21 protein-coding genes are annotated in these 23978 nt (G+C 58.4%); 10 read left to right on the top strand and 11 right to left on the bottom strand.

The genetic code is table 11. The features are described 5' to 3' along the window. Nucleotides 1-75: 75 nt before the first annotated feature. The gene (locus tag CLM58_RS09940; RefSeq protein WP_095595786.1) at nt 76-561 is read left to right on the top strand and encodes a cupin domain-containing protein; all 486 of its coding nucleotides are present in this window, start codon (nt 76-78) and stop codon (nt 559-561) included. Between the two features lie 3 nt (nt 562-564). Here the strand turns inward: CLM58_RS09940 and CLM58_RS09935 are convergent, their stop codons facing one another. Further along, a complete protein-coding gene (locus CLM58_RS09935) occupies nt 565-2913 on the bottom strand; it encodes an ATP-dependent helicase (RefSeq protein WP_095595785.1) in 2349 nt (782 codons plus the stop codon). Between the two features lie 371 nt (nt 2914-3284). On the opposite strand from CLM58_RS09935, the gene pyc reads away from it, so the two are divergent. Then, nucleotides 3285-6725 carry a pyruvate carboxylase gene (gene pyc, locus CLM58_RS09930; protein ID WP_095595784.1) on the top strand — a complete coding sequence of 1147 codons (3441 nt, stop codon included), beginning with the start codon at nt 3285-3287 and terminating at the stop codon, nt 6723-6725. A 123-nt stretch (nt 6726-6848) separates the two neighbouring features. Then, on the top strand, nt 6849-7157 hold the full coding sequence (locus CLM58_RS09925) for a hypothetical protein (RefSeq protein WP_095595783.1): 309 nt from the start codon (nt 6849-6851) through the stop codon (nt 7155-7157). Here the strand turns inward: CLM58_RS09925 and CLM58_RS09920 are convergent. Beyond that, complete coding sequence (locus CLM58_RS09920) at nt 7115-7609, bottom strand: low molecular weight protein-tyrosine-phosphatase (RefSeq protein WP_095597050.1); 495 nt, start codon at nt 7607-7609, stop codon at nt 7115-7117. The two genes, CLM58_RS09925 and CLM58_RS09920, sit on opposite strands and share 43 nt — an antisense overlap. Before the next feature lie 40 nt (nt 7610-7649). Between CLM58_RS09920 and CLM58_RS09915 the strand changes: the two genes are divergently transcribed. Then, nucleotides 7650-8342 (top strand): NAD-dependent deacylase, encoded by a 693-nt coding sequence (locus tag CLM58_RS09915; protein WP_095595782.1) that lies wholly within the window; start codon nt 7650-7652, stop codon nt 8340-8342. 53 nt (nt 8343-8395) lie between these two features. Here the strand turns inward: CLM58_RS09915 and CLM58_RS09910 are convergent, their stop codons facing one another. From CLM58_RS09910 to rpmB, 3 genes are all read right to left on the bottom strand, one after another. Continuing rightward, nucleotides 8396-8875: a copper chaperone PCu(A)C gene (locus tag CLM58_RS09910; protein WP_095595781.1), complete on the bottom strand. Its 480-nt coding sequence runs from the start codon at nt 8873-8875 to the stop codon at nt 8396-8398. Nucleotides 8876-8910: 35 nt separating this feature from the next. Then, the gene (locus CLM58_RS09905) at nt 8911-9258 is read right to left on the bottom strand and encodes a hypothetical protein (protein WP_095595780.1); all 348 of its coding nucleotides are present in this window, start codon (nt 9256-9258) and stop codon (nt 8911-8913) included. A 98-nt stretch (nt 9259-9356) separates the two neighbouring features. Next, nucleotides 9357-9644, bottom strand: a complete 288-nt coding sequence (gene rpmB / locus CLM58_RS09900; RefSeq protein ID WP_095595779.1) for a 50S ribosomal protein L28 — start codon at nt 9642-9644, stop codon at nt 9357-9359. Between the two features lie 174 nt (nt 9645-9818). On the opposite strand from rpmB, the gene CLM58_RS09895 reads away from it, so the two are divergent. Then, nucleotides 9819-10316 (top strand): histidine phosphatase family protein, encoded by a 498-nt coding sequence (locus tag CLM58_RS09895; RefSeq protein ID WP_095595778.1) that lies wholly within the window; start codon nt 9819-9821, stop codon nt 10314-10316. A 5-nt stretch (nt 10317-10321) separates the two neighbouring features. Here the strand turns inward: CLM58_RS09895 and meaB are convergent, their stop codons facing one another. Further along, complete coding sequence (meaB, locus tag CLM58_RS09890) at nt 10322-11296, bottom strand: methylmalonyl Co-A mutase-associated GTPase MeaB (RefSeq protein ID WP_095595777.1); 975 nt, start codon at nt 11294-11296, stop codon at nt 10322-10324. Between the two features lie 106 nt (nt 11297-11402). Here meaB and hrpB point away from each other — a divergent pair, with 106 nt between their 5' ends. Further along, a complete protein-coding gene (gene hrpB, locus CLM58_RS09885; RefSeq protein WP_095595776.1) occupies nt 11403-13850 on the top strand; it encodes an ATP-dependent helicase HrpB in 2448 nt (815 codons plus the stop codon). Between the two features lie 74 nt (nt 13851-13924). Further along, on the top strand, nt 13925-14155 hold the full coding sequence (locus CLM58_RS09880; protein WP_095595775.1) for a hypothetical protein: 231 nt from the start codon (nt 13925-13927) through the stop codon (nt 14153-14155). 71 nt (nt 14156-14226) lie between these two features. Here CLM58_RS09880 and dctP read toward each other — a convergent pair whose 3' ends face one another. From dctP to CLM58_RS09855, 5 genes are all read right to left on the bottom strand, one after another. Continuing rightward, nucleotides 14227-15231 (bottom strand): TRAP transporter substrate-binding protein DctP, encoded by a 1005-nt coding sequence (dctP, locus tag CLM58_RS09875; RefSeq protein ID WP_229666123.1) that lies wholly within the window; start codon nt 15229-15231, stop codon nt 14227-14229. Nucleotides 15232-15375: 144 nt separating this feature from the next. Beyond that, nucleotides 15376-16299, bottom strand: a complete 924-nt coding sequence (gene argF, locus CLM58_RS09870) for an ornithine carbamoyltransferase (protein WP_095595773.1) — start codon at nt 16297-16299, stop codon at nt 15376-15378. A 56-nt stretch (nt 16300-16355) separates the two neighbouring features. Beyond that, a complete protein-coding gene (locus CLM58_RS09865; protein ID WP_158221892.1) occupies nt 16356-16841 on the bottom strand; it encodes a GNAT family N-acetyltransferase in 486 nt (161 codons plus the stop codon). Then, nucleotides 16834-18012, bottom strand: coding sequence for an aspartate aminotransferase family protein (locus CLM58_RS09860; protein ID WP_095595771.1), 1179 nt, complete (start codon nt 18010-18012; stop codon nt 16834-16836). Before CLM58_RS09860 ends, CLM58_RS09865 begins: the two co-directional genes overlap by 8 nt. A 202-nt stretch (nt 18013-18214) precedes the next feature. Then, nucleotides 18215-20311 (bottom strand): AsmA family protein, encoded by a 2097-nt coding sequence (locus CLM58_RS09855; RefSeq protein WP_095595770.1) that lies wholly within the window; start codon nt 20309-20311, stop codon nt 18215-18217. 109 nt (nt 20312-20420) lie between these two features. On the opposite strand from CLM58_RS09855, the gene rimO reads away from it, so the two are divergent. The 3 genes from rimO to CLM58_RS09840 all read left to right on the top strand — a co-directional run bounded on the left by rimO (nt 20421) and on the right by CLM58_RS09840 (nt 23591). After that, nucleotides 20421-21791, top strand: a complete 1371-nt coding sequence (gene rimO, locus CLM58_RS09850; RefSeq protein WP_188720468.1) for a 30S ribosomal protein S12 methylthiotransferase RimO — start codon at nt 20421-20423, stop codon at nt 21789-21791. Nucleotides 21792-21812: 21 nt separating this feature from the next. Further along, the gene (locus tag CLM58_RS17140; protein ID WP_095595769.1) at nt 21813-22370 is read left to right on the top strand and encodes a PaaI family thioesterase; all 558 of its coding nucleotides are present in this window, start codon (nt 21813-21815) and stop codon (nt 22368-22370) included. 204 nt (nt 22371-22574) lie between these two features. Then, entirely contained in the window at nt 22575-23591 is a 1017-nt protein-coding gene (locus CLM58_RS09840) for a hypothetical protein (protein ID WP_095595768.1), read from the top strand. The last annotated feature ends 387 nt before the right edge of the window (nt 23592-23978 follow it).

Genomic DNA, 23978 nt, shown 5'->3' with positions numbered 1-23978 from the left:
GGCACCGCCGTTTTTATTTGCCTTGACCTAGGTGCATAGCTCGCGTCCGATTCAAGCCATCGAACGGAGACCCAAATGACCGAGAAATTCGTACTGAAGCGTACAGAAATCGACGCTGCTGAAGGACTAAGCAAAACACACTTCCTGAACAGCAACGCCAGACGGATCAACAAGTCACTTGGCGACATGGTTGGCTTGACCGGAATTGGCGTTCACATCATCGAAGTGCCGCCGGGCTGCGAAAGCACCGAGTACCACCGCCACTATCATGAAGATGAATGCACCTATGTTCTGTCAGGCACGGGTGAAGTCATTCTAGATGGCCAAACCGTGGTGATTGGCCCCGGCGATTTCATCGGTTACCCCAAGGGCGGCCCGGCTCATACAATGAAGAACACCGGGACAGAGGTTCTGCGCTGTCTGGTTGTCGGGGAACGTCTGGCGCAGGACGTCGCGGACTATCCCAACAAGGGTAAGCGCATTTACCGGAATGCTGGCATGCCGTGGGACCTTGTCGATCTGGATCAGATCGACAACCCCGTCGCTGGTGCAAAGAAGTAGGACCTAGAAAGGGATCTCGTCGGCTTTTGCAGCATCGACAATGAAGCGCGCGACAACTTTTTTCGCCCCCGCCTTATCGAATTCGATATCCAGCTTGTCACCTTCAATGCCCATGACCGTGCCATAGCCGAACTTCTGGTGGAACACGCGATCACCCTTGGCGTGGCTGGACACCGCAGTGGCATCGATGACCAGCCCCTTGGTCTCGGTCGGTTGCGCGGTCTGTCGCGATTGGCTGCGAGCTTGCATCCGCTTCCAACCCGGCGAGTTATATGCATCCGCCCGATCCATCCGCTCTTGCATTCCGCTTGAGGGCGCCGCGGCGCCGTAGCCGCCGCCATAAAGGCCCGGCGCGGTCAGAACGTCGACATTCTCTTCGGGCAGTTCATCAATAAAGCGCGAAGGCAGGGCCGATTGCCATTGACCAAAGATCCGGCGGTTGCCCGCAAATGAGATCGTACACAGCTCTTCCGCCCGCGTAATGCCAACATAGGCAAGACGGCGCTCTTCCTCGACCCCCTTCAGCCCGCTTTCATCCATGCTGCGCTGGCTGGGAAACAGGCCGTCTTCCCATCCGGGCAGAAAGACAACAGGGAATTCCAGACCTTTGGCGGCATGCAGGGTCATGATGCTGACCTTGGGGCCACCATCATCCGCCTCGTTGTCCATGATCAGCGCAACGTGCTCAAGGAACCCCTGAAGATTCTCAAAGCTCTCAAGCGCCTTGATCAGTTCCTTCAGGTTTTCCAGCCGGCCCGGCGCCTCGGGCGTTTTGTCGTTCTGCCACATCTCGGTATAGCCGGATTCCTCTAGGATGATCTCGGCCAGTTCGATGTGGTTTTCATTGTTCTGGACTGCAGCCCGCCAGCGATCGAACCCTTCGATCAGCTGACCAACCGCCCCGCGGGCTTTGCCCTTAAGCTCTCCGGCAGACACCAGCAGCCGGGCAGCCTCCAGCAAAGAGGTCTCATTGGCGCGCGCCGCCCGCTGGATATTCTGAAGGGCCTTATCCCCCACCCCGCGTTTTGGGGTGTTTACGATCCGCTCGAACGCCAGATCATCGTCCGGCGAACAGGCCACACGGAAATAGGCCATCGCGTCCCGGATCTCCATCCGCTCATAGAAGCGTGGTCCGCCGATAACCTTGTAAGGCAGACCGATGGTCAGGAACCGATCTTCAAACGCGCGCATCTGGTGCGAGGCGCGAACAAGGATCGCCTGTTGGTCCAGCTCATGCGAGCGCAACCCACGCGTGCCACGCTGTAGTGCCTCGATTTCTTCACCGATCCAGCGCGCTTCTTCCTCGCCATCCCAATGGCCGATCAGACGAACCTTTTCACCGTCATCCCGGTCGGTCCACAACGTCTTGCCAAGCCGTCCCTTGTTCCCGGCGATGACGCCGGAAGCTGCCGCCAAAATATGCGGGGTCGAGCGATAGTTCTGCTCCAGCCGCACGACTTTCGCGCCGGGGAAATCTTTCTCGAACCGCAGGATGTTGCCCACCTCGGCCCCGCGCCAGCCATAGATCGACTGGTCGTCATCGCCCACGCAGCAAATGTTCTGATGCTTTTGTGCCAGCAGCCTCAGCCACAGGTATTGGGCAACGTTGGTATCCTGATACTCGTCGACAAGAATATAGCGGAACCAACGCTGATATTGCTCCAGCACATCCCCATGAGTTTGAAAGATCGTGACCATGTGCAGCAGCAGGTCACCGAAATCCACGGCGTTCAGGGTCTTCAGCCGCTCCTGATAGGCTGCGTACAGTTCGGTCCCTTTGTGATCGAAGGCCGAAGCATCGGCGTTTGGCACCTTCTCGGGCGTCAAAGCCCGGTTCTTCCAACCGTCGATCAACGAGGCTAGGGCCCGCGCAGGCCAGCGTTTGTCATCTATATTGGCAGCAACGATCAACTGCTTGAGAAGACGTATCTGGTCGTCCGTATCCAAAATGGTGAAATTCGATTTCAGCCCGACAAGCTCCCCGTGCCGGCGCAGTAGTTTCACACAAATCGCGTGGAAGGTGCCCAGCCACGGCATCCCCTCGACCGCCTCGCCCAGATGGCGGCCGACACGGCCCTTCATCTCGCGCGCGGCTTTGTTGGTGAAAGTTACTGCCAGTATTTCGTTCGGGCGCACACCTTGGTTCATCAGATGCGCGATCCGCGCGGTCAGCGCCTTGGTCTTGCCAGTCCCCGCCCCGGCGAGCATCAGAACCGGCCCTTGCAAAGTTTCAACGGCCTCGCGCTGCGCGGGGTTCAACTCGTCCAGATAGGGCGCGGAACGCGCCGCCATCGCCCGCTGGCTTAGCGGCACGGCGGCTTCAAATGCATCGTTTTCGTCAAAACTGCTCATGGCGGGGAACCTAGCGGGTTCGGGAAAAAATGGGAAGCTATGTTCTTAGATTGTTCCGCCACCACAGCAAAGGCACTTCCGGCAAGTTTTTCCCAAATCACACCTCTTGGAAGAATGTGTCTTACTTTTTCGAACCGAATCTATAGCCTCGGCGATGCGATAAGAACTCGTGCCCAACAAGCGCCTGAAAAAAGTTTGAAATAAAATTACCCAACAGCCAGATCGGTCAGCGGAAAATTTCTCGACCAAGCGGTCCATCTCATTTTGGTAACATTTTTATACCGAAATCCGCATTTTGCACCCGCAGAAACCTTGTTTGAGTTCATAAATCCTTCATAACACTTTCAACTCGACATACCTGGGAGCCTACCATGCCTGACTTCGCCAAGATTCTGGTCGCCAACCGAGGGGAGATCGCCATTCGCGTCATGCGGGCGGCGAACGAATTGGGGAAACGAACCGTCGCGGTCTATGCCGAGGAAGACAAGCTGGGCTTACACCGGTTCAAGGCGGACGAGGCCTATCATATTGGCGAGGGGCTGGGTCCCGTTCAGGCCTATCTGGCGATTGACGAGATCATCCGCGTTGCGAAGGAATGCGGCGCCGACGCGATCCATCCCGGCTACGGTCTGCTGTCCGAGAACCCCGACTTTGTAGACGCCTGTGAAGCCAACGGCATCGCCTTCATCGGCCCCAAGGCCGAAACCATGCGCGCCCTGGGCGACAAGGCCAGCGCCCGCAAGGTCGCCATCGCCGCTGACGTGCCAGTCATCCCCGCGACCGAGGTTCTGGGCGACGACATGGACGAGATCCGCAAGCAGGCGGCTGAAATCGGCTACCCGCTGATGCTGAAAGCCTCGTGGGGTGGCGGCGGTCGCGGCATGCGCCCAATCATGAACGAAGGCGAGCTGGAAGAGAAAGTGCGCGAAGGTCGCCGCGAAGCCGAGGCCGCCTTTGGCAACGGCGAAGGTTATCTGGAAAAGATGATCATGCGCGCGCGCCACGTCGAGGTTCAGATCCTTGGCGACAAGCACGGCAACACCTATCACCTGTGGGAACGTGACTGCTCGGTCCAGCGCCGGAACCAGAAGGTCGTCGAACGCGCCCCTGCCCCGTACCTGTCGTCGGCTCAGCGCGAGATGCTGTGCGGCTTGGGCAAGAAGATCTGCGAACATGTGAACTATGAATGCGCAGGGACCGTTGAGTTCCTGATGGATATGGACTCGGGCGAGTTCTACTTCATCGAGGTGAACCCCCGCGTTCAGGTAGAACACACCGTCACCGAAGAAGTGACCGGCATCGACATTGTGCAGGCCCAGATCAAGATCGCCGAAGGCAAGTCGCTGACCGAGGCCACCGGGGTCGCCAGCCAGTATGACGTTCAGCTGCGTGGCCACGCCCTGCAGTGCCGGGTCACCACCGAAGATCCACGCAACAACTTTATCCCCGACTATGGCCGCATCACCGCCTATCGCGGCGCGACCGGGATGGGCATCCGTCTGGACGGCGGCACCGCTTATTCGGGCGCGGTCATCACCCGCTATTATGACTCGCTGCTGGAAAAGGTCACCGCCTGGGCGCCAACGCCCGAGGCCGCGATTGCCCGTATGGACCGCGCCCTGCGCGAATTCCGTATCCGTGGCGTGGCCACCAACATCGCCTTCGTCGAGAACCTGCTGAAACACCCGCAGTTCCTGAACTATGAGTACCACACCAAGTTCATCGACGAGACGCCCGAGCTGTTCGATTTCAAACCGCGCCGTGACCGCGCGACGAAGATCCTGACCTACATCGGTGATATCACCGTCAACGGCCACCCCGAGACCGAGGGCCGCGCCAAACCCGCCACTGCCAAACCACCAAAGCCACCGAAACTGCTGGTCGAGACCCCGCCGTCTGGCACCAAGCAAATCCTTGAAAAGGATGGCGCAGAAGGTCTGGCCAAGTGGGTGACCGAGCAGAAGCAACTGCTGCTGACCGACACCACCATGCGTGATGGCCACCAATCTCTGCTGGCGACCCGCATGCGCTCGATCGACATGATCCGCGTGGCGCCGACCTATGCGGCGAACCTACCGCAGCTCTTTTCGATGGAATGCTGGGGCGGTGCGACCTTTGATGTCGCCTATCGCTTCCTTCAGGAATGCCCGTGGCAGCGCCTGCGTGACCTGCGCAAGGCCATGCCGAACCTGCTGACCCAAATGCTGCTGCGTGCTTCGAACGGCGTGGGCTACACCAACTATCCCGACAACGTCGTTCAGGCCTTCGTCAAACAGGCGGCCGAGACCGGGATCGACGTGTTCCGCGTCTTTGACAGCCTGAACTGGGTCGAGAACATGCGCGTCGCGATGGACGCTGTCATCGAAAGTGGCAAGGTGTGCGAAGGCACCATCTGCTACACCGGCGACATCCTGAACCCTGATCGCGCGAAGTACGACCTGAAGTACTACGTCAACATGGCGAAAGAGCTGGAAGCCGCTGGCGCCCATTTCCTTGGCCTGAAAGACATGGCGGGTCTGCTGAAGCCGACTGCGGCTGGTGTGCTGATCGAGGCGCTGAAACAAGAGGTCGGTATTCCGATCCACTTCCACACGCATGACACCTCGGGCATCGCGGGTGCGACCATTCTGGCAGCATCCGAAGCTGGCGTGGATATTGCCGACGTGGCCATGGACGCTTTCTCGGGCAACACCTCGCAGCCGACCATGGGCTCGATCATCGAAGCGTTGACCAACACCGACCGGGACACCGGTATCGATCCTGCCATGGTGCGTCGCATCTCGGACTATTGGGAAGCCGTACGCGAGCAATACACCGCCTTCGAGTCCGGCTTGCAAGCCCCCGCGTCCGAGGTCTATCTGCATGAAATGCCCGGGGGTCAGTTCACCAACTTGAAGGCGCAGGCCCGCAGCCTGGGTCTTGAAGAGCGCTGGCACGAGGTCGCAGCCATGTATGCCGACGTGAACCAGATGTTTGGCGACATCGTGAAGGTGACCCCCTCGTCCAAAGTGGTTGGCGATATGGCACTGATGATGGTCAGCCAAGGCCTGACCCGCGCCGACGTCGAGAACCCCAAGACCGAAGTGGCCTTCCCGGACTCGGTGATCGACATGATGCGCGGCAACCTTGGTCAGCCTCCGGGTGGTTTCCCGAAAGCGATCATCAAGAAGGCGCTGAAGGGCGAAAAGCCCAACACGGAACGCCCGGGCAAGCATCTGGCACCGGTCGATCTGGAAGAGATCCGCGCCGACTTGTCGAAACAACTGGACGGTCTGACGATCGATGATGAGGACCTGAACGGTTACCTGATGTACCCCAAGGTCTTCCTTGATTACATGGGCCGCCACCGCACCTATGGTCCAGTCCGTACCCTGCCGACCCCGGTCTTCTTCTACGGCATGGAGCCGGGCGAAGAGATCAGCGTCGAGATCGACCCCGGCAAAACGCTGGAAATCCGCATGCAGGCCATCGGCGAGACCGACGAGAACGGCGAGGCCAAGGTCTTCTTCGAACTCAACGGCCAGCCCCGCGATGTCCGCATTGCGAACCGCAAGGTCAAAGCCTCTAGCAGCGTGCGTCCGAAGGCAGAGCTTGGCAACGCCAACCACATCGGCGCCCCCATGCCGGGCGTCGTGGCGACCGTTGCCGCGCAAGCAGGCCAAGAGGTCAAACAAGGCGATCTGCTGCTGACCATCGAAGCGATGAAGATGGAAACCGGCATCCATGCCGAGCGTGACGCCAAGGTCAAGGCAGTCCACGTCACGCCGGGTGCCCAGATCGACGCCAAGGACCTGTTGGTCGAACTGGAATAATCAACTTTCCGCCGATCCACCGCCACTTGGTGGGTCGGCGACACGTTCTCGTTGAAAATTTGCCCGGTTTGGCGAATACTCTTCATCAATGATCGAGTAATTCGGCACCAAACGAGGCATAGCATGAAATTTCCAACCCGATTTGCACTGGTGTTGACCGTCGCAGCTTCTGCGCCTGTCGCCAGCTTTGCCGGTCCGATCGAGCAGGCCTGCCTGCGCTCGGACCGCCCCTCTGCCAATCGCGCCGTTTGCGGTTGCGTGCAGGATGCAGCGAACCTGACCCTGACTAAGGGCGACCAGCAGTTGGCCGCCAGCTTCTTCAAGAATCCACAGCGTGCGCAAGATATCCGTCAGTCGGACCGCTCTAGCCACGAATCCTTCTGGCAGCGCTACAAAGAATTCGGGGAAGCTGCGGAAAGCTTCTGCGGATAACCCGCCCGAAGACGCGATATGAGGCCGTCACTGGCGGCCTCTATCAAGTCCAGCGCCAGTTCGAACCCGCCTGAATAGTAAGGGTCCGGCACTTCCATTTCCGTAACTTCAGCAAACGACAGAAACAGCTCGACCGGTATTTCGCTGGTCGAGGGTCGCATCCGTTCGAGCGCGGTCCAGTTGGACCGGTCCATAGCCACAATCAGGTCAAAACGATCAAAGTCCCGAACAACAGCCTGCTGCGCCCGAAGCAGCGACAGATCATAGCCACGCCGCATCGCTTCGGCCTGCGCGCGCCCATCTGGCGGGTCACCGACATGCCAGCCCCCGGTCCCTGCGCTTTCCACATAGACATCCAGTCCTGCGGCCTGCGCCTTGGTCTCAAACACCGCATGCGCCATGGGCGACCGGCAGATATTGCCAAGACAAACGAATAGAATACGCGTATTCATAGAGGCCTCCTGCGCACAGACGTTACCAAAGGAAAAAGCCATGGCAAGCATCGTGATCCTGACCGGAGCGGGGATCTCTGCGGAAAGCGGGCTTGGGACCTTTCGCGACAAGGATGGTCTGTGGACGAAGTATGAATTGAAAAAGGTCGCCACGCCCGAAGGCTTTGCCCGCAATCCCAGACTGGTTCACGAGTTCTACAATGCGCGCCGCAAAAACGCGGTCGAAGCCAGCCCAAACGCAGCACATGAAGCCTTGGCCCGGCTGGAACGGGAAATGCCGGGAGAGACCTTGATCATCACTCAGAATGTGGACGACCTGCATGAACGTGCTGGGTCAAAGGCCGTCTGGCACATGCACGGCCAATTGGCAGGCGCCCTATGCGCGGCCTGCGACCACCGCTGGACCGCACCGCTGGTTATGTCGCACACCGACCCCTGCCCTTCGTGCGGGGCCCCGTCCACACGACCTGACATCGTCTGGTTCGGCGAGATGCCCTATCACATGGAGGATATCTGGGTCGCGCTAAGCGAAGCAGCCTTATTCGTTTCCATCGGCACCTCTGGCACGGTCTACCCTGCGGCAACATTTGCACAAGATGCAGCACAAGCCGGGGCCGAAACATTAGAGATGAACTTGGAACCTTCAGACGTCTCTCGGGACTTCGACATGGCAAGGTTCGGGCCTGCATCGGAACTCGTCCCGCAGTGGGTCGACGAAGTCCTGAAAACATAGCCCCGGGGGCAAGGCATTCCCTGCCGCCGGGTGAAGCGTGAAGTGCAGTTGTCCTAGTTCTTCATACTTTGGGCATTGTGACCCAAAGGACCGCCCATTGGCTTGCGATCCAAATCGACGGGGATCTCGATGGTCATATCACCCGCCTTCTCGAAGGTCAGGGTAACGGTCAGAACCTCCCCGTTTTTGAACGGCTCTTTCAGCCCCATAAACATCACGTGGTCGCCACCACGCGCCAGTGCGTGGCTCTCGCCAGCCGCAATCGGGAAGCCCTCTTCGACTTCCATCATCTTGGCAACACCATTGGCGTCGATCTTATGGGTATGCAGTTCGACTCGCATCGCCACGTCCGAGGCTGCCGCAATCAAGCGATCGCCTTCGGGCCCGGTGTTCTCGATCACCATAAAGGCGGCACCTGCTTTGGGGGAAGACGAACGCGCGTAAGCGTCGTTGATCATGATGCCTTCGGCAAAGGCTGGAAGAGCGAACAGGGTGACAGCGCCTGCTGTCAGCAGAGTTTTGGAATTAAACATTATGGTCTCCGTTATTGATCTGAGTGGCTGTGGGATCAGATCAGCGACGGAGGTCCCCTTGCAGGTGGTGTGCCGAATTGGCGGCTTGGCACGGCATACGCAGGCTCGACCCGTGTCAGCGTTGCCCATGCGGTAGAAGGCTCTGCCACGACCACACTGGCCGAGGCGCCGATGACAAAGGCTGCGACCCCATCCGGGCACAACGTCGGCCCTGTAACCGGGTTACCGTCTTCGTCCAGATAGACGACATGCGTACCGAAGCCCGAACAGATTACGGCCGCAGTGGTAGGCTCGGCCTGCCCGCGTGCTGTGGCCAATGCAACTGAAGCCAGCACAAGGCATAGCGAAAGCACATAGGCGATATAAGAGCGGAAGCGCGTCATACTCCGCACTTAATCTGTCAAAGCGGGAATGTGAACCGAGACAAAAAGAAGCGGCCCCACCAATTGGCGGGGCCGCATTCATTCAATCGCATAAAGGATTAGGCGGCTGCCTGTGCCTTCGCGATGTCTTTTTTGATTTTCAGAGCTTTTGCAGACAGTTCAGCATCCTTGGCTTTCGCCAGGAATGCGTCCAGTCCACCCCGGTGATCCACCGTGCGCAGTGCCGCAGCGGACACACGCAGTTTGAACGAACGACCCAGAGCATCAGAGATCAGGGTCACGTCGTTCAGGTTCGGCAGAAACCGGCGCTTGGTTTTGTTCTGGGCGTGGCTGACATTGTTGCCAGACATCGGGCCTTTTCCGGTCAGTTCGCAAACGCGCGACATGGGTCTCTTCCTTGTCTCGATAATAGATCAGGCGCCGCAATTGCAGCGCCCCAAATTCTGTCCGGCGTGATTACGGTGAATGAAGCAGGGCGTCAAGTGATTCATTTCATTGGTTTGAGAATATAACCATCCGCACCTATGGTAGCATGACTCATCACTCTGGAGATCCAATTTATGTTCACTCGCCTGCTTACTGCAGTGTTTGCGCTGCTTTTCCTGACAATTCCAGCTGATGCGAACTCAGCAAAGGTAAAAGTCCCGGCCGACACGACCTTGATTATTTTGCGCCATGCGGATCGCGATGGTGAATTGTTAAATAAAATCGGAGAGCAACGTGCCGCTGCACTGGTGGATGCGCTTGATGGCATTGCCATAGATGTCGTCTATTCGCCCGGCATTCAACGCAACCTCGATACTGCAGTGCCGCTTCTTGAAGCGAGGGGAATGGAGGTGACTCGGATCAGTCCCACCAAAGCTGCTGAGATCATGTTCAGCGAAAGCGCGGGGAAAACTATTGTTTGGGTCGGCAACAAGGGAAACCTTCGTGGAATCTGGGAAGATATCGCGGCACCCGGAGAGCCCCCACTAAACTATGGTGATCTGTTTTTCGTAACTGCGGGAGCAGACGGCCAAGTGCAGGTGGAACGACGCCACCACGGCCCGAAAAACTAATCCAACTAGCCCTTGAGAGCGGCCAGCATATCTGCTGCCGCTCCTGCCACCGAAGCTTCACCGTCAGCCACGCGGTCCCCCAAGGCAGCCAAACGGGCACGCATCTCAGGATCGCGTTCCAGGCGTGCCAGTAGGCCAAGGCGCACCTCTTCTTCGAACCACTTACGGGACTGATCCGCACGGCGGGTATCAAAATGCCCGTTCTCACGACGCCAATCGGCCAAGGCCTGCATCTCTTCCCATGCTTTCTGAAGCCCCTCTTCTTCCAAAGCAGACACGGTCATCGCTTTGGGGAAGTCTTCGGGGTCTTGCGGACGTTTGCGCAATAGGCGCAAGGCCCCGGCATAATCCGCACAGGTGCGCGTCGCGGTGGCTTTCAGATCGCCATCAGCTTTGTTCACAAGAATCACATCCGCCATTTCCATGATGCCGCGTTTGACACCCTGCAATTCATCCCCGCCCGCAGGCGCCAACAGAAGGATGAACAGGTCGGTCATGTCAGCAACCATGGTTTCCGATTGGCCGACACCCACGGTTTCGATCAGGATGACGTCAAAACCCGCGGCCTCACACAAAGCTACGGCATCACGCGTCCGACGCGCCACGCCGCCAAGCGCCGACTGGCTGGGAGACGGGCGGATAAAGGCGTTCGGGTCGCGCGACAGGCGTTCCATCCGGGTCTTGTCCCCAAGGATCGAGCCACCAGAGCGCGCCGACGACGGGTCCACAGCTAGAACCGCCACCTTCAAGCCCAAGCCGGTCAGCAAACAGCCAAAGCTTTCGATAAACGTCGACTTGCCCACGCCGGGGGTCCCGGACAGGCCAATTCTTAGGGCTTGCTTCTCTTGCCCCAAGGTATCCAAAAGCTCGGTCGCTTTCTGCCGATGATCCTCACGTCCGCTTTCAACCAGCGTAATCGCACGGGCCAAGGCCCGGCGTTCCCCGGTTTTCAGTCGCTTGGCAAGATCGGTGATGTCCATTGGCGGCCCCTTGTAAGTCGGGCGCTTTGATGCCTTGCCGCAGCCCCCAAGTCCAGAGCCAATGGCCCACTAGCCCCTTGCGACGATTTCGCCCATAAGGTCGGGGATGGTGATGAAACTGCCCATAGACAACGCCCTGCCCGACCTTCTGACCGCCCTGCGCGCCAAGGGTCGGGCCGTTCTACAAGCGCCCCCGGGTGCCGGTAAAACCACGCGCGTTCCTTTGGCGATGCTTGAGGCCGGGCTTTGCGACGGCCGCATCCTGATGCTGGAGCCCCGTCGCCTTGCCGCCCGGGCCGCCGCCGAACGTATGGCCCAGACATTGGGCGAAAAGGTCGGCCAGACCGTGGGCTATCGCATTCGGGGCGAGGCCAAGGTCAGCCGCGACACGCGCATCGAAGTCGTCACCGAAGGCATCCTGACCCGCATGTTGCAATCCGATCCGGAATTGCCGGGCGTCGGCGCCGTGATCTTCGACGAATTCCACGAACGCTCGCTGAACGCTGATCTGGGTCTGGCCTTGGCATGGGAGGTCCGCGAGGCCCTTCGCGATGACCTGATCCTGCTGGTCATGTCCGCGACGCTGGACGCAGAGCCTGTCGCCAAGATGCTGGACGATGCGCCTGTCATCACATCAGAAGGCCGCGCCTTCCCGGTCGAAACGCGCTGGCTTGACCGGCCCGCACCCAAAGATCGTCGTTATGAACAGGCGGTGACCGATCTGGTCGAACAGGCCGTGAAAGAAACCGAGGGCAGCATCCTCGTCTTCCTGCCCGGGGAAGGCGAGATCCGACGGGTTGCTGCCCAACTGCGCCTGCCTGACGACTGCGCGATCCGCCCCCTTTACGGCGCGATGCCTTTCAAAGAGCAACGCGCCGCCATCGAGCCCGCGAAATCAGGGCGCAAAGTCGTTCTGGCCACGTCGATCGCCGAAACCTCATTAACCATCCAAGACGTCCGCGTGGTCGTCGATGGCGGACGCGCCCGCCGTGCACGGTTCGACCCATCCTCTGGCATGTCCCGCCTTGTCACCGAACGCGTCACCAAGGCCGAGGCCGAACAACGCCGGGGCCGGGCTGGCCGGGTGACCGAAGGGACCTGCTATCGCCTTTGGACCAAGGGAGAGGAAGGCGGCCTGCTGCCCTTCCCTCCAGCCGAAATCGAAGCGGCGGACCTTACGGGTCTTGCGCTGGAACTGGCGCTTTGGGGCGCAGGGGTGTCGGATCTGGCGTTCCTCACACCTCCGCCCGACGGCTCTTTGGCCGAAGCGCAGGCGCTTTTGACCCAACTGGGCGCACTGAAAGAGGGGCGCATCACCGATCATGGCCGCCAACTTGCCGCCCTGCCCCTTCACCCGCGCCTAGGTCACATGATGGCCGTTGCGGGACCAAACGCCGCCATCATCGCAGCGCTTCTGGCAGAGCGGGACCCACTGCGAGGCGCCCCGGTGGATCTGTCGCTACGATTGGAAGCCCTGACCGACCTGCGCAGATTTTTGGACCGCCGGCCATATCAGCCGAACCGCCCGACACTGGAACGGATAAAATCCGAGGCCAAACGTCTGGCGGCCCAAACCAAAACAAGTCCCGCGACAGACCTAAGCGCGGCAGAAATGGCGGCCCTTGCCTATCCCGACCGGATCGGCCTGCGCCGTAAGGGCGATACACCTCGATGGGTTCTGTCGGGCGGCAAAGGCGCCATTCTCGATGAGGCTGATCCTTTCGTGAACCAGCGCCTGCTTGTCGCCCTTGATCTGGATGGCAACGCGCGAGAGGCGCGGATTCGTCTGGCTGCCGATCTGACCGAAGCCGAATTGCGTGGGCTTTTCTCTGATCAGATCCACTGGAAGAACCAATGCGAGTGGTCCAAGCGCGAACGGCGCGTGGTCGCGCGCCAACAGGAATGTTTCGGTGCCCTCGTCCTTGATGACCGCATCTGGAAAGACGCTCCGAATGAGGCCATCGCCGAAGCCATGTTGGACGGTGTCCGTGACCTTGGCCTACCAATCAGCGAACCCGCGCGCCGATATCTGGCCCGGGTGGAGTTGCTGCGCGCACAAGGCGCCGATCTGCCGGACATGTCCGTCGACAGCCTGATGGACACGCTGCATGACTGGCTTTTACCCCACCTGAACGGCGTCAAAACCGCCGAAGCCCTGAAGAAGTTCGACATCCTGAACGCGCTTCGCGCCATGCTGGACTGGAACCAGCAACAGATGCTGGACCAACAAGCCCCCGCCCATTTCGAAAGCCCCATGGGGCGGCGCGTGCCCATCGACTATGACGGCGATCATCCGCAGATCACGCTGCGCCTGCAGGAATTGTTCGGCGTGACAAGCCACCCCACGGTTGGCCCAAAACGCCAGCCTTTGCGGATTACACTGCTGTCACCGGGACAAAAGCCGGTGCAAACCACGCTGGACCTTCCCGGTTTCTGGGCAACCAGCTATGCCGATGTGCGCAAGGACATGCGCGGACGTTACCCCAAGCACCCTTGGCCCGAGGACCCCACGCAGGCCGAACCCACCCTTCGGGCAAAACCGCGCAAGTCGTAAGGAATTCCAAATCCCGACTGGCAATTTGCATCGCATTGCGCCAAACCAGACCAAAGACAGAGACGAGGCAGAGCATGGCGCTGATCAACGACCTGGCCGAAGAACTGGCCCGCGACGCAATCGCACTTTCGAAAAAGACCGGGGATGACGAGTTTCCCGAAGAACTGGGAATGGACATCGGCCGCACGTCGACCACCCTGGAAGAGGCCTATATGACAGCCCTGCGCTTGCTACGCTCTGCCGAACGTGCGCGCGCTGTGTTGGCGGCCCGGGGGGCCCAGGCCGCCAGTGAGGATAAGCGCTGAGTGGGCCAGGCCAAGCCTGACGACGCTATCCAGATCTACCGATTGTTAAGGCTCTGCACCAAGCCTCAAGATCAGTAGGTTTTCTGCGCGACCAGAAACTCTATAAAGTCGCGCAATTCTTTGCCGGGCCAGCCCAGCCCGTTCATCTGGGTAATCCAGTTAACAGTTGCGGGTTCGGCAGCCATATATTTCAACCGCTCACGTCCGAGGTCGCTGAACACAACCCGATCAATACCGCGGTCTGACAGCTCTTGCTGCCACTTCACCGTGGTCTTGGCCTTGTAGTTTTCGATGTAGTGATCCATCGCCTCGGGCACCGCTTCGAACAGCGCGTTATAGTGCTCTTCGCTGAGCGAGTGCAGAGCGTCCAGATTGACGATCACAGGGCAATCCAGCGTCCCGGGGTCAAGGTTTGTCGTCCACCAGCGCGCCTTGTCCAGCGTACCGAAAGCCATATGCGCGTGCGGCGCAAAGGACACGGCGTCGACCTCTCCGAACTGTAAAGCTTGCTGGACCTGCGTGGCGGGCATTGCCACGGGGATCGCCCCTATGGAGCGTATCGCCTCGCCGACGCTGCCGGTTGCCCGAACGCGCATCCTGCGGAATTCAGCGATACTGCGGGGCGGCTCTCCCTTGCCGATCAGGTTGTACTGGGGCAAGGGCGACGGCATCAGAAGGAACGCATTCCATCGGGCCATATCTTCTTGCACGACGGGGTGCTTGTAAAACTGCGTCGAGACGAACCGAGCCTGTTCAATGCCGCTAACCCCAAGAAACGGCAGTTCCAACGCCGTAAGCGTTGGGGTCTTGTCCCCGTGATAGCCCGCACAGAACTGCGCCATCTGGAACTTGCCTTCGGCAATCCCGTCCAAGTTCTCGACGTTTTTGGCCAAACCACCGTAGTTGATGTTCAACGTGAACTCGCCATCCGTCTTGTCTGAAACAAGCTCGGCCAGTTTTTCCACATGCTCCGTAAAGGCTCGGCGTTCACCCCAAAGGGACACGTCCCACGTCACCGACAATGCCGGAAACGCGGCCACGACCATAGCAATCGCAAGCACCAAAGTTCGTTTCACCTTTGGTACCTCCTGATTCCAAATGGTGGGTCAGGTCTTACTGGGCTTGGTTTGGGCGCCACATGAAGCAATCCGCAGGAACCCAAGAAAAAGGCCTGCGGAAATCCGCAGGCCTATTCGTTTTTGTTCGGATAAAGTTCGAACTTAAGTCACACACCACTTCATGACCGCTTTTTGCGCATGCAGGCGGTTTTCGGCTTCGTCGAAGATGACAGAGTTTGGGCCATCCATGACCGCGCTTGTCGCCTCTTCATCACGATGAGCAGGCAGACAGTGCATAAACAGCGCGTCATCCTTGGCATGTGACATCAGTTGTTCATTCACCTGATAAGGACGCAGGGCGTTATGGCGGCGCTCTCTGGCGGATTGCGCATCATGCATGCTGACCCAAGTGTCGGTGACTACCAGATCGGCCCCCTGAACGGCTTTGACAGGATCGCGAACGATATCGACCGAGACACCCTTGGCACGGGCTTCTTCGATAAAGCCCATTTCCGGATCGTAAATCTCGGGGCCGGTGAAGGTCAGATCAAAGCCGAACTGACCCGCCGCATGGGCGAAGCTTGCAAAGACATTGTTGCCGTCGCCGGACCAGACCACTTTCTTGCCTGTGATCGAGCCGCGATGCTCTTCGTAGGTCAGGATGTCAGCCATGATCTGACACGGGTGCGTGCGATTGGTCAGACCGTTTATGACGGGTACGGTGGCGTATTCTGCCATCTCTAGCAGGGTCGCCTCTTCAAAGGTCCGGATCATGATCAGATCGACATAGCGCGACATCACCCGGGCTGTGTCTGCAATGGTTTCGCCATGACCAAGCTGCATGTCATTGCCGGACAAGACCAAGGTCTGGCCGCCCATTTGCCGCACGCCCACATCAAAGGATACGCGTGTCCGGGTAGACGGTTTCTCGAAGATCAACGCAACCATCTTGCCGTCTAGTGGCAGATCGTCGTCGAGCGCGGCCTTGGAACGCCCTATGCGAGCACTTTTGATCGCCTTGGCGCTTTCGATAATGCCCCGAAGTTCTGCAGGGTCGGTCTTATGGATATCAAGGAAGTGTTTCATCACTGTGGTCTTTCGGCTTGGACGTCCGCGGTATGAACAGCGCCCATAATAAATTCCTAATGGATCCGGGTCATAACTACGACCAAATCCCCGTCTTCTGAAGAACAAGTTTTTCGTCGGACGAACCCGGCCTTTTCATAGCAGCGTACAGCCCGCACATTGTCCGGATCCGGATCGACGGCGACGACAGGAAAAGTCTTGAGCAAATCATCAGACCTTTCTCTAAGATACACGCTGGCATGACTTTTCCCGACAAAGGCAGGCGCGCCCAGAAAGGTATCAAGCGCCCGGCTGCCCTTCGGCAAATCCGCGTATTGCGGCATCGGCCAGTGATGCGCGTCATAGTCCTGTACATAGGCGAAGGGGACGCCGTTATGCTCGACTATCCGCTGATCAGTCGCGCCGGTCTCCATGTCTTCCTCAACCAAGGCCCACTCTGTCTGCGCATCGCGCCACCAGCCGCCGATATGCGGCTGAGCAAGCCAATCGTCAAACAAGGGACGATCGGACCGAGCAAGGGGCCGAAAGCTATAGTCAGCCATTTTCCAGTGCCTTTGCCGCTGTTTCCAGCCGGACAAGGGCCTCGGCGATATCTTCATCGGTAATGTTGAGGGCAGGCAGAAGGCGAACGACGTTGTCGCCCGCAGGAACGATCAGCATTTCCGCGTCATAACCGGCACCAACCACATCTGCGGCCGGCACTTTGCATTTCAGCCCAAGCATCAGCCCCGCGCCCCGCACGTGGTCAAACACCTCTGGATGCGCGTCGACCAGACCTTCAAGCTTTTGACGCAGTAAGCCAGCCTTGCGGTTGACCTCTTCCAGAAACGCCGGCTCTGAAACTGTCTGCAATACTTTCAACCCGACAGCACAGCCCAGTGGGTTGCCGCCATAGGTCGATCCGTGAGTGCCTGCGGTCATGCCGCTGGCGGCCTCTTCGGTGGCCAGAACGGCGCCCAAAGGGAAGCCCCCGCCAATACCCTTGGCAACCATCATAACGTCAGGGGTGACCCCGGCCCATTCATGGGCGAACAGCTTACCGGTCCGGGCAACGCCACATTGCACCTCGTCCAGAACCATCAAAGCGCCGGTTTCATCGCACAGATCGCGCAGACCTTTCAGGCAGGCATCGGGCAACGGCCGAATACCACCTTCGCCCTGTACCGGTTCGACCAGTACAGCGGCCAATTCGGGGTCACGGATCGCCTTTTCCAGCGCTTCGTGATCGCCAAACGGCAAATGGATAAACCCTGGCAGCAGGGGACCAAAGCCCTCGACCATCTTGGCAGAGCCCGCTGCGGCGATACCCGCCGAGGACCGACCATGGAAAGAGCCTTCAAAGGTGATGATCTTCACCCGCTCTGGCTGGCCTTTGTTATACCAGTACTTCCGCACCATTTTCACGGCCAGTTCACAGGCCTCGGTGCCCGAGTTGGTGAAAAACGCAGTGTCAGCGAAGGTCAGTTCGACCAACGCATCGGCCAAAGCCTGCTGCTCAGGAATTTGGTACAGGTTCGAAAGGTGCCAAACCTTGCCCGCCTGTTCGGTTAGTGCCGCAATGAGATCGGGGTTGGCATGGCCAAGCGAGTTCACAGCAATACCTGCCGCCAGATCCAGAAAGCGTCGCCCGTCCGTCGTCTCTAGCCAAGAGCCCTGCCCGCTGACAAAGCTCAGGGGCGCACGGTTATAAGTCGGCAGAAGCGAAGGGATCATCGCGGTATTCCTTTGATTGGAGCCCTGAGTGGTGACTCAGGAGCATCAGACTGTCAACGATTGGATGAGTATTTGGCGTGCAGACACGCCGATGAAACGTCAGGCGCGCAGGGCGCGACGTCGCGAACGGGCGATATGGGTACGTTTCATCATGGATGCCGGATAGCGCGGGCAAGCCGCGCTGTCCAGATAGTTTCGCCGCTCATCTGTTTCCAAGCAACTTGAGGATGCTCTTCTTGGCCTCATCTTCCAGCTTGTCCTTCAGCAAATCCTCAGGCGATTTGGGCTCTTCCTCAACCACTGCGGGCTGCTCTGGAGTGATCGCAGGTTCTTCAGTCGTTGCGGCAGGCTGCTCAGGCGAAACGGCAGGTGCCTCATTAGTGACAACCGGCTCTGCAGGTGTCTCCGGCTGGGGAACTGGAAGGCCCAGTTTCTTAGCCAGATCAGCCTTGGCCTTATCCTCTAGCTTTTTCAGCTCGTCTTTCGCCTTGTCTTCCAGCGCCTGTTTCTTGGCATCCAGATCAAGACGCTGTCGCGCCAGTTCTTCCAGATCAATGTTGAACTTGGGGTTCGCCCATGTGCCGGTAATCTTCAGCGGAACCTTGATTCCGTCCCCATCGCCCGAACCGCCAAACGCCGTAGGCGCGACCTGATAGTTCAGGGTCTGCGACCCGATCCCGATCTGGCCAAGCCCCGCTGCTTTCAACAGTGGCGCAAGGAAGCTGAGATCGCTGTTTTGCAGGACCCCATCCTTGATCGAGAAACTCGCCCCGATGCTTTCATAAATGGTGCGGTTGTTGGCCCCAACGAACGAAGTGTCAAAGTTCCGCAGCATCCCGGCAAGGTCAAACCCACGGATTTCCCCCTGCCCAAGCGCAAGACTGCCAGAGCCCGACAAAGAGTTCATGATGGCTTTCATCGAATTGCCCGAACCGAGGAACTTGAAAGAGAAATCGCCAGTGCCCAGAAGCCGGTCGTAATCGGCAAGGTCCTTCAGAAGGCTTTGGGTCGACAGACTGGCAACGTTCAGGTCGCCCCCTACCGACAGGCCCCCACGACCGTTGATCACCACCTCGCCGGTGATCGTCCCGTCATAGGCACGTACCTCGCGCAGGGTCAGCACCAGCCGACGATCTGTCAGTTTTGCCAGAACATTGGTCCGGCCCAGCTTTGTGTCGCCCAGATCAACGCTGCTGGCCACAATCGACACATCAGCGTCCATAGCCCCAAGAGCGCTGACGTCGATAGGATCGGTTGACCACCCCTCGCCGCCACCGCCATCAGAACCACCGGTGAACGCGCTGAAATCAAGCGCGCCGGCTTCAAATGCTCCGCTCAGGAACGGTTTGTCGCCGAAGGTCAGATCGGCCGAGCCGTTGATCTTGTTGCTGTCCAGTGTCAGCGCCGCATTGCGCAGGTGCAGGGACCCTTGCGGTGCCAAGGTCACCTGACCTTTGGCCAAAACGGTTTGCCCCACACCTGCGGGCAAGGACGGGGCAGGCTGTCCTGCAACTGCGGTCAGGGCGCGCAGGTCGGACAGGTCGGCATCCAGCTGACCCTCTGCCGCGACGGGGGAAATCCCGGCCCGCCCGTCAAAATCAATTCTGGCTTTGCCCACGCGGACCGAGGTCTTCATCGGGGCAACGCTGCCGGTCATGAACTCTTCGAACGCAGCAATAGACAGGTCAGCCCGTACAGACTGGCCATTGACCAAGGCCTCTACACCTAGGTTGGCGGGCCCGGCGAAATCGGGAAGTGTCAGGTCTGCATTCACCCCGGCGACCAGTGTTTCGGTCCCCGCAGAGTGATCGATAAACCGTACCGTGCCCGCAGAGATCAGCGCCTGATCAATCGCAACCGCAACATCCGACCCGTCGCTTTCACTTGGGGCGTCAATCGCTTTGTCCTCACCGCTGCCGCTGAACTCCCAGTTCACCCGACCGTCTGCGGCTTTTTCCAACAGGATAATCGGCTCGATCAACTCCAGTTTGCTGACCCGAATGCTGCCCTTCAGCAACGAGGCCATATCCAGCCCGACCGAAAGCGCCTTGGCAGAAATCATCGTTTCTTTATCTGACCACTCGGCATTGGAAATCCGAATACCATCGGTCGACAGCCCGATTTGCGGCCAAAGCGAGGGCTTGAACCGCCCATCAAAGGTCACATCACGCCCTGTCGCTGCCCGGATTTGGTCCGATGCAAGCCCGGCGATCCTGTCTGCTGGCAGCATGAACAAGGCGCCGATCGCTAGCAAGATAATGATAAATATGGTGAAAATGAAACGAAGCAGGCGTCGCATGGGACCCTCGTGATGATCTTAATCCTGCATAAAATGTAGTGGGCCGTTCGATCCACAACAAGTCAGAACTCGACTTCCCCCGCAGCCCTTGATGGCTTATATCCCGCGCATGACAACGAACCCGCCCAATCTTCGCCCCGACCTCGCCCCGACCCCGCGTTTTGATCAGAAACCGCGAGAGGGCCAACCGACTGTCGGCATGGTCTCGCTTGGCTGCCCCAAGGCGCTGGTCGATAGCGAGCGTATCCTGACCCGCCTGCGGGCCGAGGGCTATTCGATCTCGCCTGACTATTCCGGCGCTGATGCAGTCATCGTCAATACCTGCGGGTTTCTGGACAGCGCCAAGGCCGAAAGCCTTGAGGCGATTGGTGAGGCGTTGAACGAAAACGGCAAGGTCATCGTGACCGGCTGTCTGGGCGCGGAAGAGGATTACATTCGCGGCACTCACCCGTCTGTGCTGGCCGTAACAGGGCCGCATCAGTACGAACAGGTGCTGGATGCCGTGCATGGGGCGGTACCGCCCTCGCCCGATCCGTTTGTCGATTTGATGCCTGCGAGCGGGGTAAAACTGACCCCGCGCCACTACAGCTATCTGAAGATTTCCGAGGGCTGCAACCACAAGTGCAAGTTCTGCATCATCCCTGAAATGCGCGGCCGTCTGGCCAGCCGCCCAGCCCACGCCGTGGTGCGCGAGGCCGAGAAACTGGTGGAAAACGGCGTCAAGGAATTGCTGGTCATCAGTCAGGACACCAGCGCCTATGGTGTTGATATCAAACACGAAACCACCAAAGGCCACCGTGCGCACATCTCCGATCTGGCGCGCGACTTGGGGTCGCTAGGGGCTTGGGTGCGGTTGCACTATGTCTATCCCTACCCGCATGTGCGCCAGCTGATCCCGCTGATGGCCGAGGGGCTGATCCTGCCCTATCTGGACATCCCCTTTCAGCACGCGCACCCCGATACGCTGAAACGCATGGCCCGCCCTGCCGCCGCCGCCAAGACGCTGGACGAAATCGCGGCGTGGCGCGCGGACTGCCCGGATATCACTTTGCGCTCGACCTTCATTGTCGGCTACCCCGGCGAGACCGAAGAAGAATTCCAGACGCTTCTGGACTGGATGGACGAAGCGCAATTGGACCGAGTGGGTTGTTTTCAATACGAAAATGTCGATGGAGCCCGGTCGAACGACCTGCCCGACCACGTGCCCGCCGAGGTCAAACAAGAGCGTTGGGACCGCTTCATGGAAAAGGCGCAAGCAATTTCCGAGGCCAAACTGGCTGCCAAGGTCGGCCAGACCATGCAGGTTCTGGTGGACGAGATCGACGAGGATGCCGCGACCTGCCGGACCATGGCGGATGCGCCGGAAATCGATGGGAACCTGTTCATTGATGAAGGGTTCGAAACCCTGTCCCCCGGCGATCTGGTGACGGTCGAGGTCGACGAGGCCAGCGAATACGACCTTTGGGGAAAGTTAACGTAATCGCCAAAGTTTAAAGACTTCATGGAAGTCTTTGATGGGGTCCCACACCCGAAGTTTAAAGATATGGTGCGCGGCGGACCACGCCCCGCATTGCGATTCCCGAAGGCGGCAGGCAACACTTGCCAAAACGTGAAGGGAGAGCACCGTGGACACCACCATTCAGGCAGCCGTCGCCAAGAGTTTTGCGGGTCAGGGAATGATCCGTGCCTTGGGCAAGAAATTGGGAACGTGGACGAAGGCACGGTCGAAATCTTCCTGCCGAACTCTGACGCGGTGACGCAGCAGCACGGGTTTTTCCACGGGGGCGCGATTGCCACGCTGGCCGATGATGCCGCCGCCTTTGCCGCCTATACGATGATGGAGGACGGCCGCCAGCCGCTGACCATCGAGTTCAAGATCAACTTCCTTGCCCCCGCCGAAGGGCCGCAACTGCGCGCCATTGGCACCGTGCTGCGGGCCGGGCGCAGCGTGGCCCATTCCCGCGCCGACGTCTTCGCGCAAGCGACGGGCGGAGAGGTTCTGGTCGCCACGGCGCTGGCCACCATCAAGGCAACGCAGGCGGTGATTAACGAACAGTAAGTCCCCAAGCTCGTTAACAATTTTTCTATCGCGGCATTCATCACTACGGAGAGCAGCCTACCGCGAAGCTATGCTGGCCATCACTGACAACTTACCCAAACAATCCTATTTAAGAAATAGGGTTGCTATGCCAGCCCATTGCTCGAGAATGCAAATAAGCCAGAACGGCAATATCCCCTGTCTGCTCGAACCAAAGAAACCGAAATGAAAGAAGACCAAAGAAATCGCTACCATCCAGACAGCCTGTCCACAGGCACCACATTAATTCAAAAAGAATTTGAGAAATTGGGGTGCGAAGTATCTCGCCACGGAACCATACTTTATGTGAAATACAATGGAAAATTCTGCTTTTTGAGCGGCTTCAAGACAAGCTTCACCTCTTATGTTGCTCGCCCCGTGTTCGGCTCCAAAGAACTAACTAAGCGACTTCTCGGAGATGCTGGGCTCCGCGTGCCGATGGGAAAGTTATTTACCCGAAAACAAAAAAAAGAGGCACTAGAGTGGGTAAAAGAAAATAGCCCGGCAGTTGTGAAGCCTTCGAACGGAAATAAGGCAAGGGGAGTTTCCACAAATGTTCGCGAGGAAACCTTTGATGAAGCCTGGTCAGCCGCTAAGTCTGTCTCGGGAAGAAAAATAATTGTAGAAAAGCATATCTCTGGAATTGAAGCCCGATACTTCGTGCTGGACGCGAAGTGTATTGCGGTAGTTAAGAAACGACCTCCAGTAGTGATCGGTGATGGCGTAAAAACAATTTCTCGGTTGGTCGAAGAAAGGAATGCCTTCCGATCGGAATGCAACTCGACTCGAGAGAAGTATCCGGTTGTACTAAATTCCCATGTGATCGCCTCCTTGTCGGACAAAGGCTACTCTCTCGACAGTGTACTGCCCTCTGGCGTAGCTATACAGATTCACTCTAAGGGCGGCGTGGCTGCAGGTGGAGATGTCGAGAACATTACTGAAAGTACAGCTCCAGAGTTAAAAAAAATTGCAGAGCGCGCTGCGACCTTGATCCCGGGCGCAGATATCGTCGGACTGGACATTTTTGCACCCGATCACTCTGATCCGACGAATGTAGATGACTATGTCATTCTTGAAATCAACACCGGTCCCGGCTTGATGATTCACCAATACCCCGACTTCGGTAAGCCTGTCGACGTGGTTGGCATGATCGCTCGATATTGTATTGAAAAAATGGAGACCTTGTACGCGCCCCTAGATTGAAGGCTATTTAATCTCTCAAGTCTGATTCTAGTGCTGTCTAGAATCTCGGCGACGACACTTATAGATCTTTGCGTGGGCAGAGGGAGCGAAGGAAGGCTGGATTAAAGAAAGGCGAAAACGCCTTCCCGCAGGAAAGATGCGGAGAACTTCAATCGGCCGCTTCTGAAATTATACAAATACCCAAGATGTATCGAACAAAACTTGGCATTTCCGAAGAAACGATAGGCAGAGCTTTTCTACGGTAGACCCAAAGGCCAGTTTTCGACAGTTGGGGGTTAAACGGGCTACGTGAACCGCGCATTGCGCATGCCGAAACACATTTGACAGGTTCAGCCAAGGAAGAATTCCCGCATCCCGGGTAGGTAACTTGCGATAACAATGCAGCCT

The sequence above is a fragment of the Actibacterium pelagium genome (genome assembly GCF_002285415.1).
Lineage (GTDB): Bacteria > Pseudomonadota > Alphaproteobacteria > Rhodobacterales > Rhodobacteraceae > Actibacterium_B > Actibacterium_B pelagium.
This window is presented reverse-complemented; position numbering and strand designations above follow the sequence as displayed.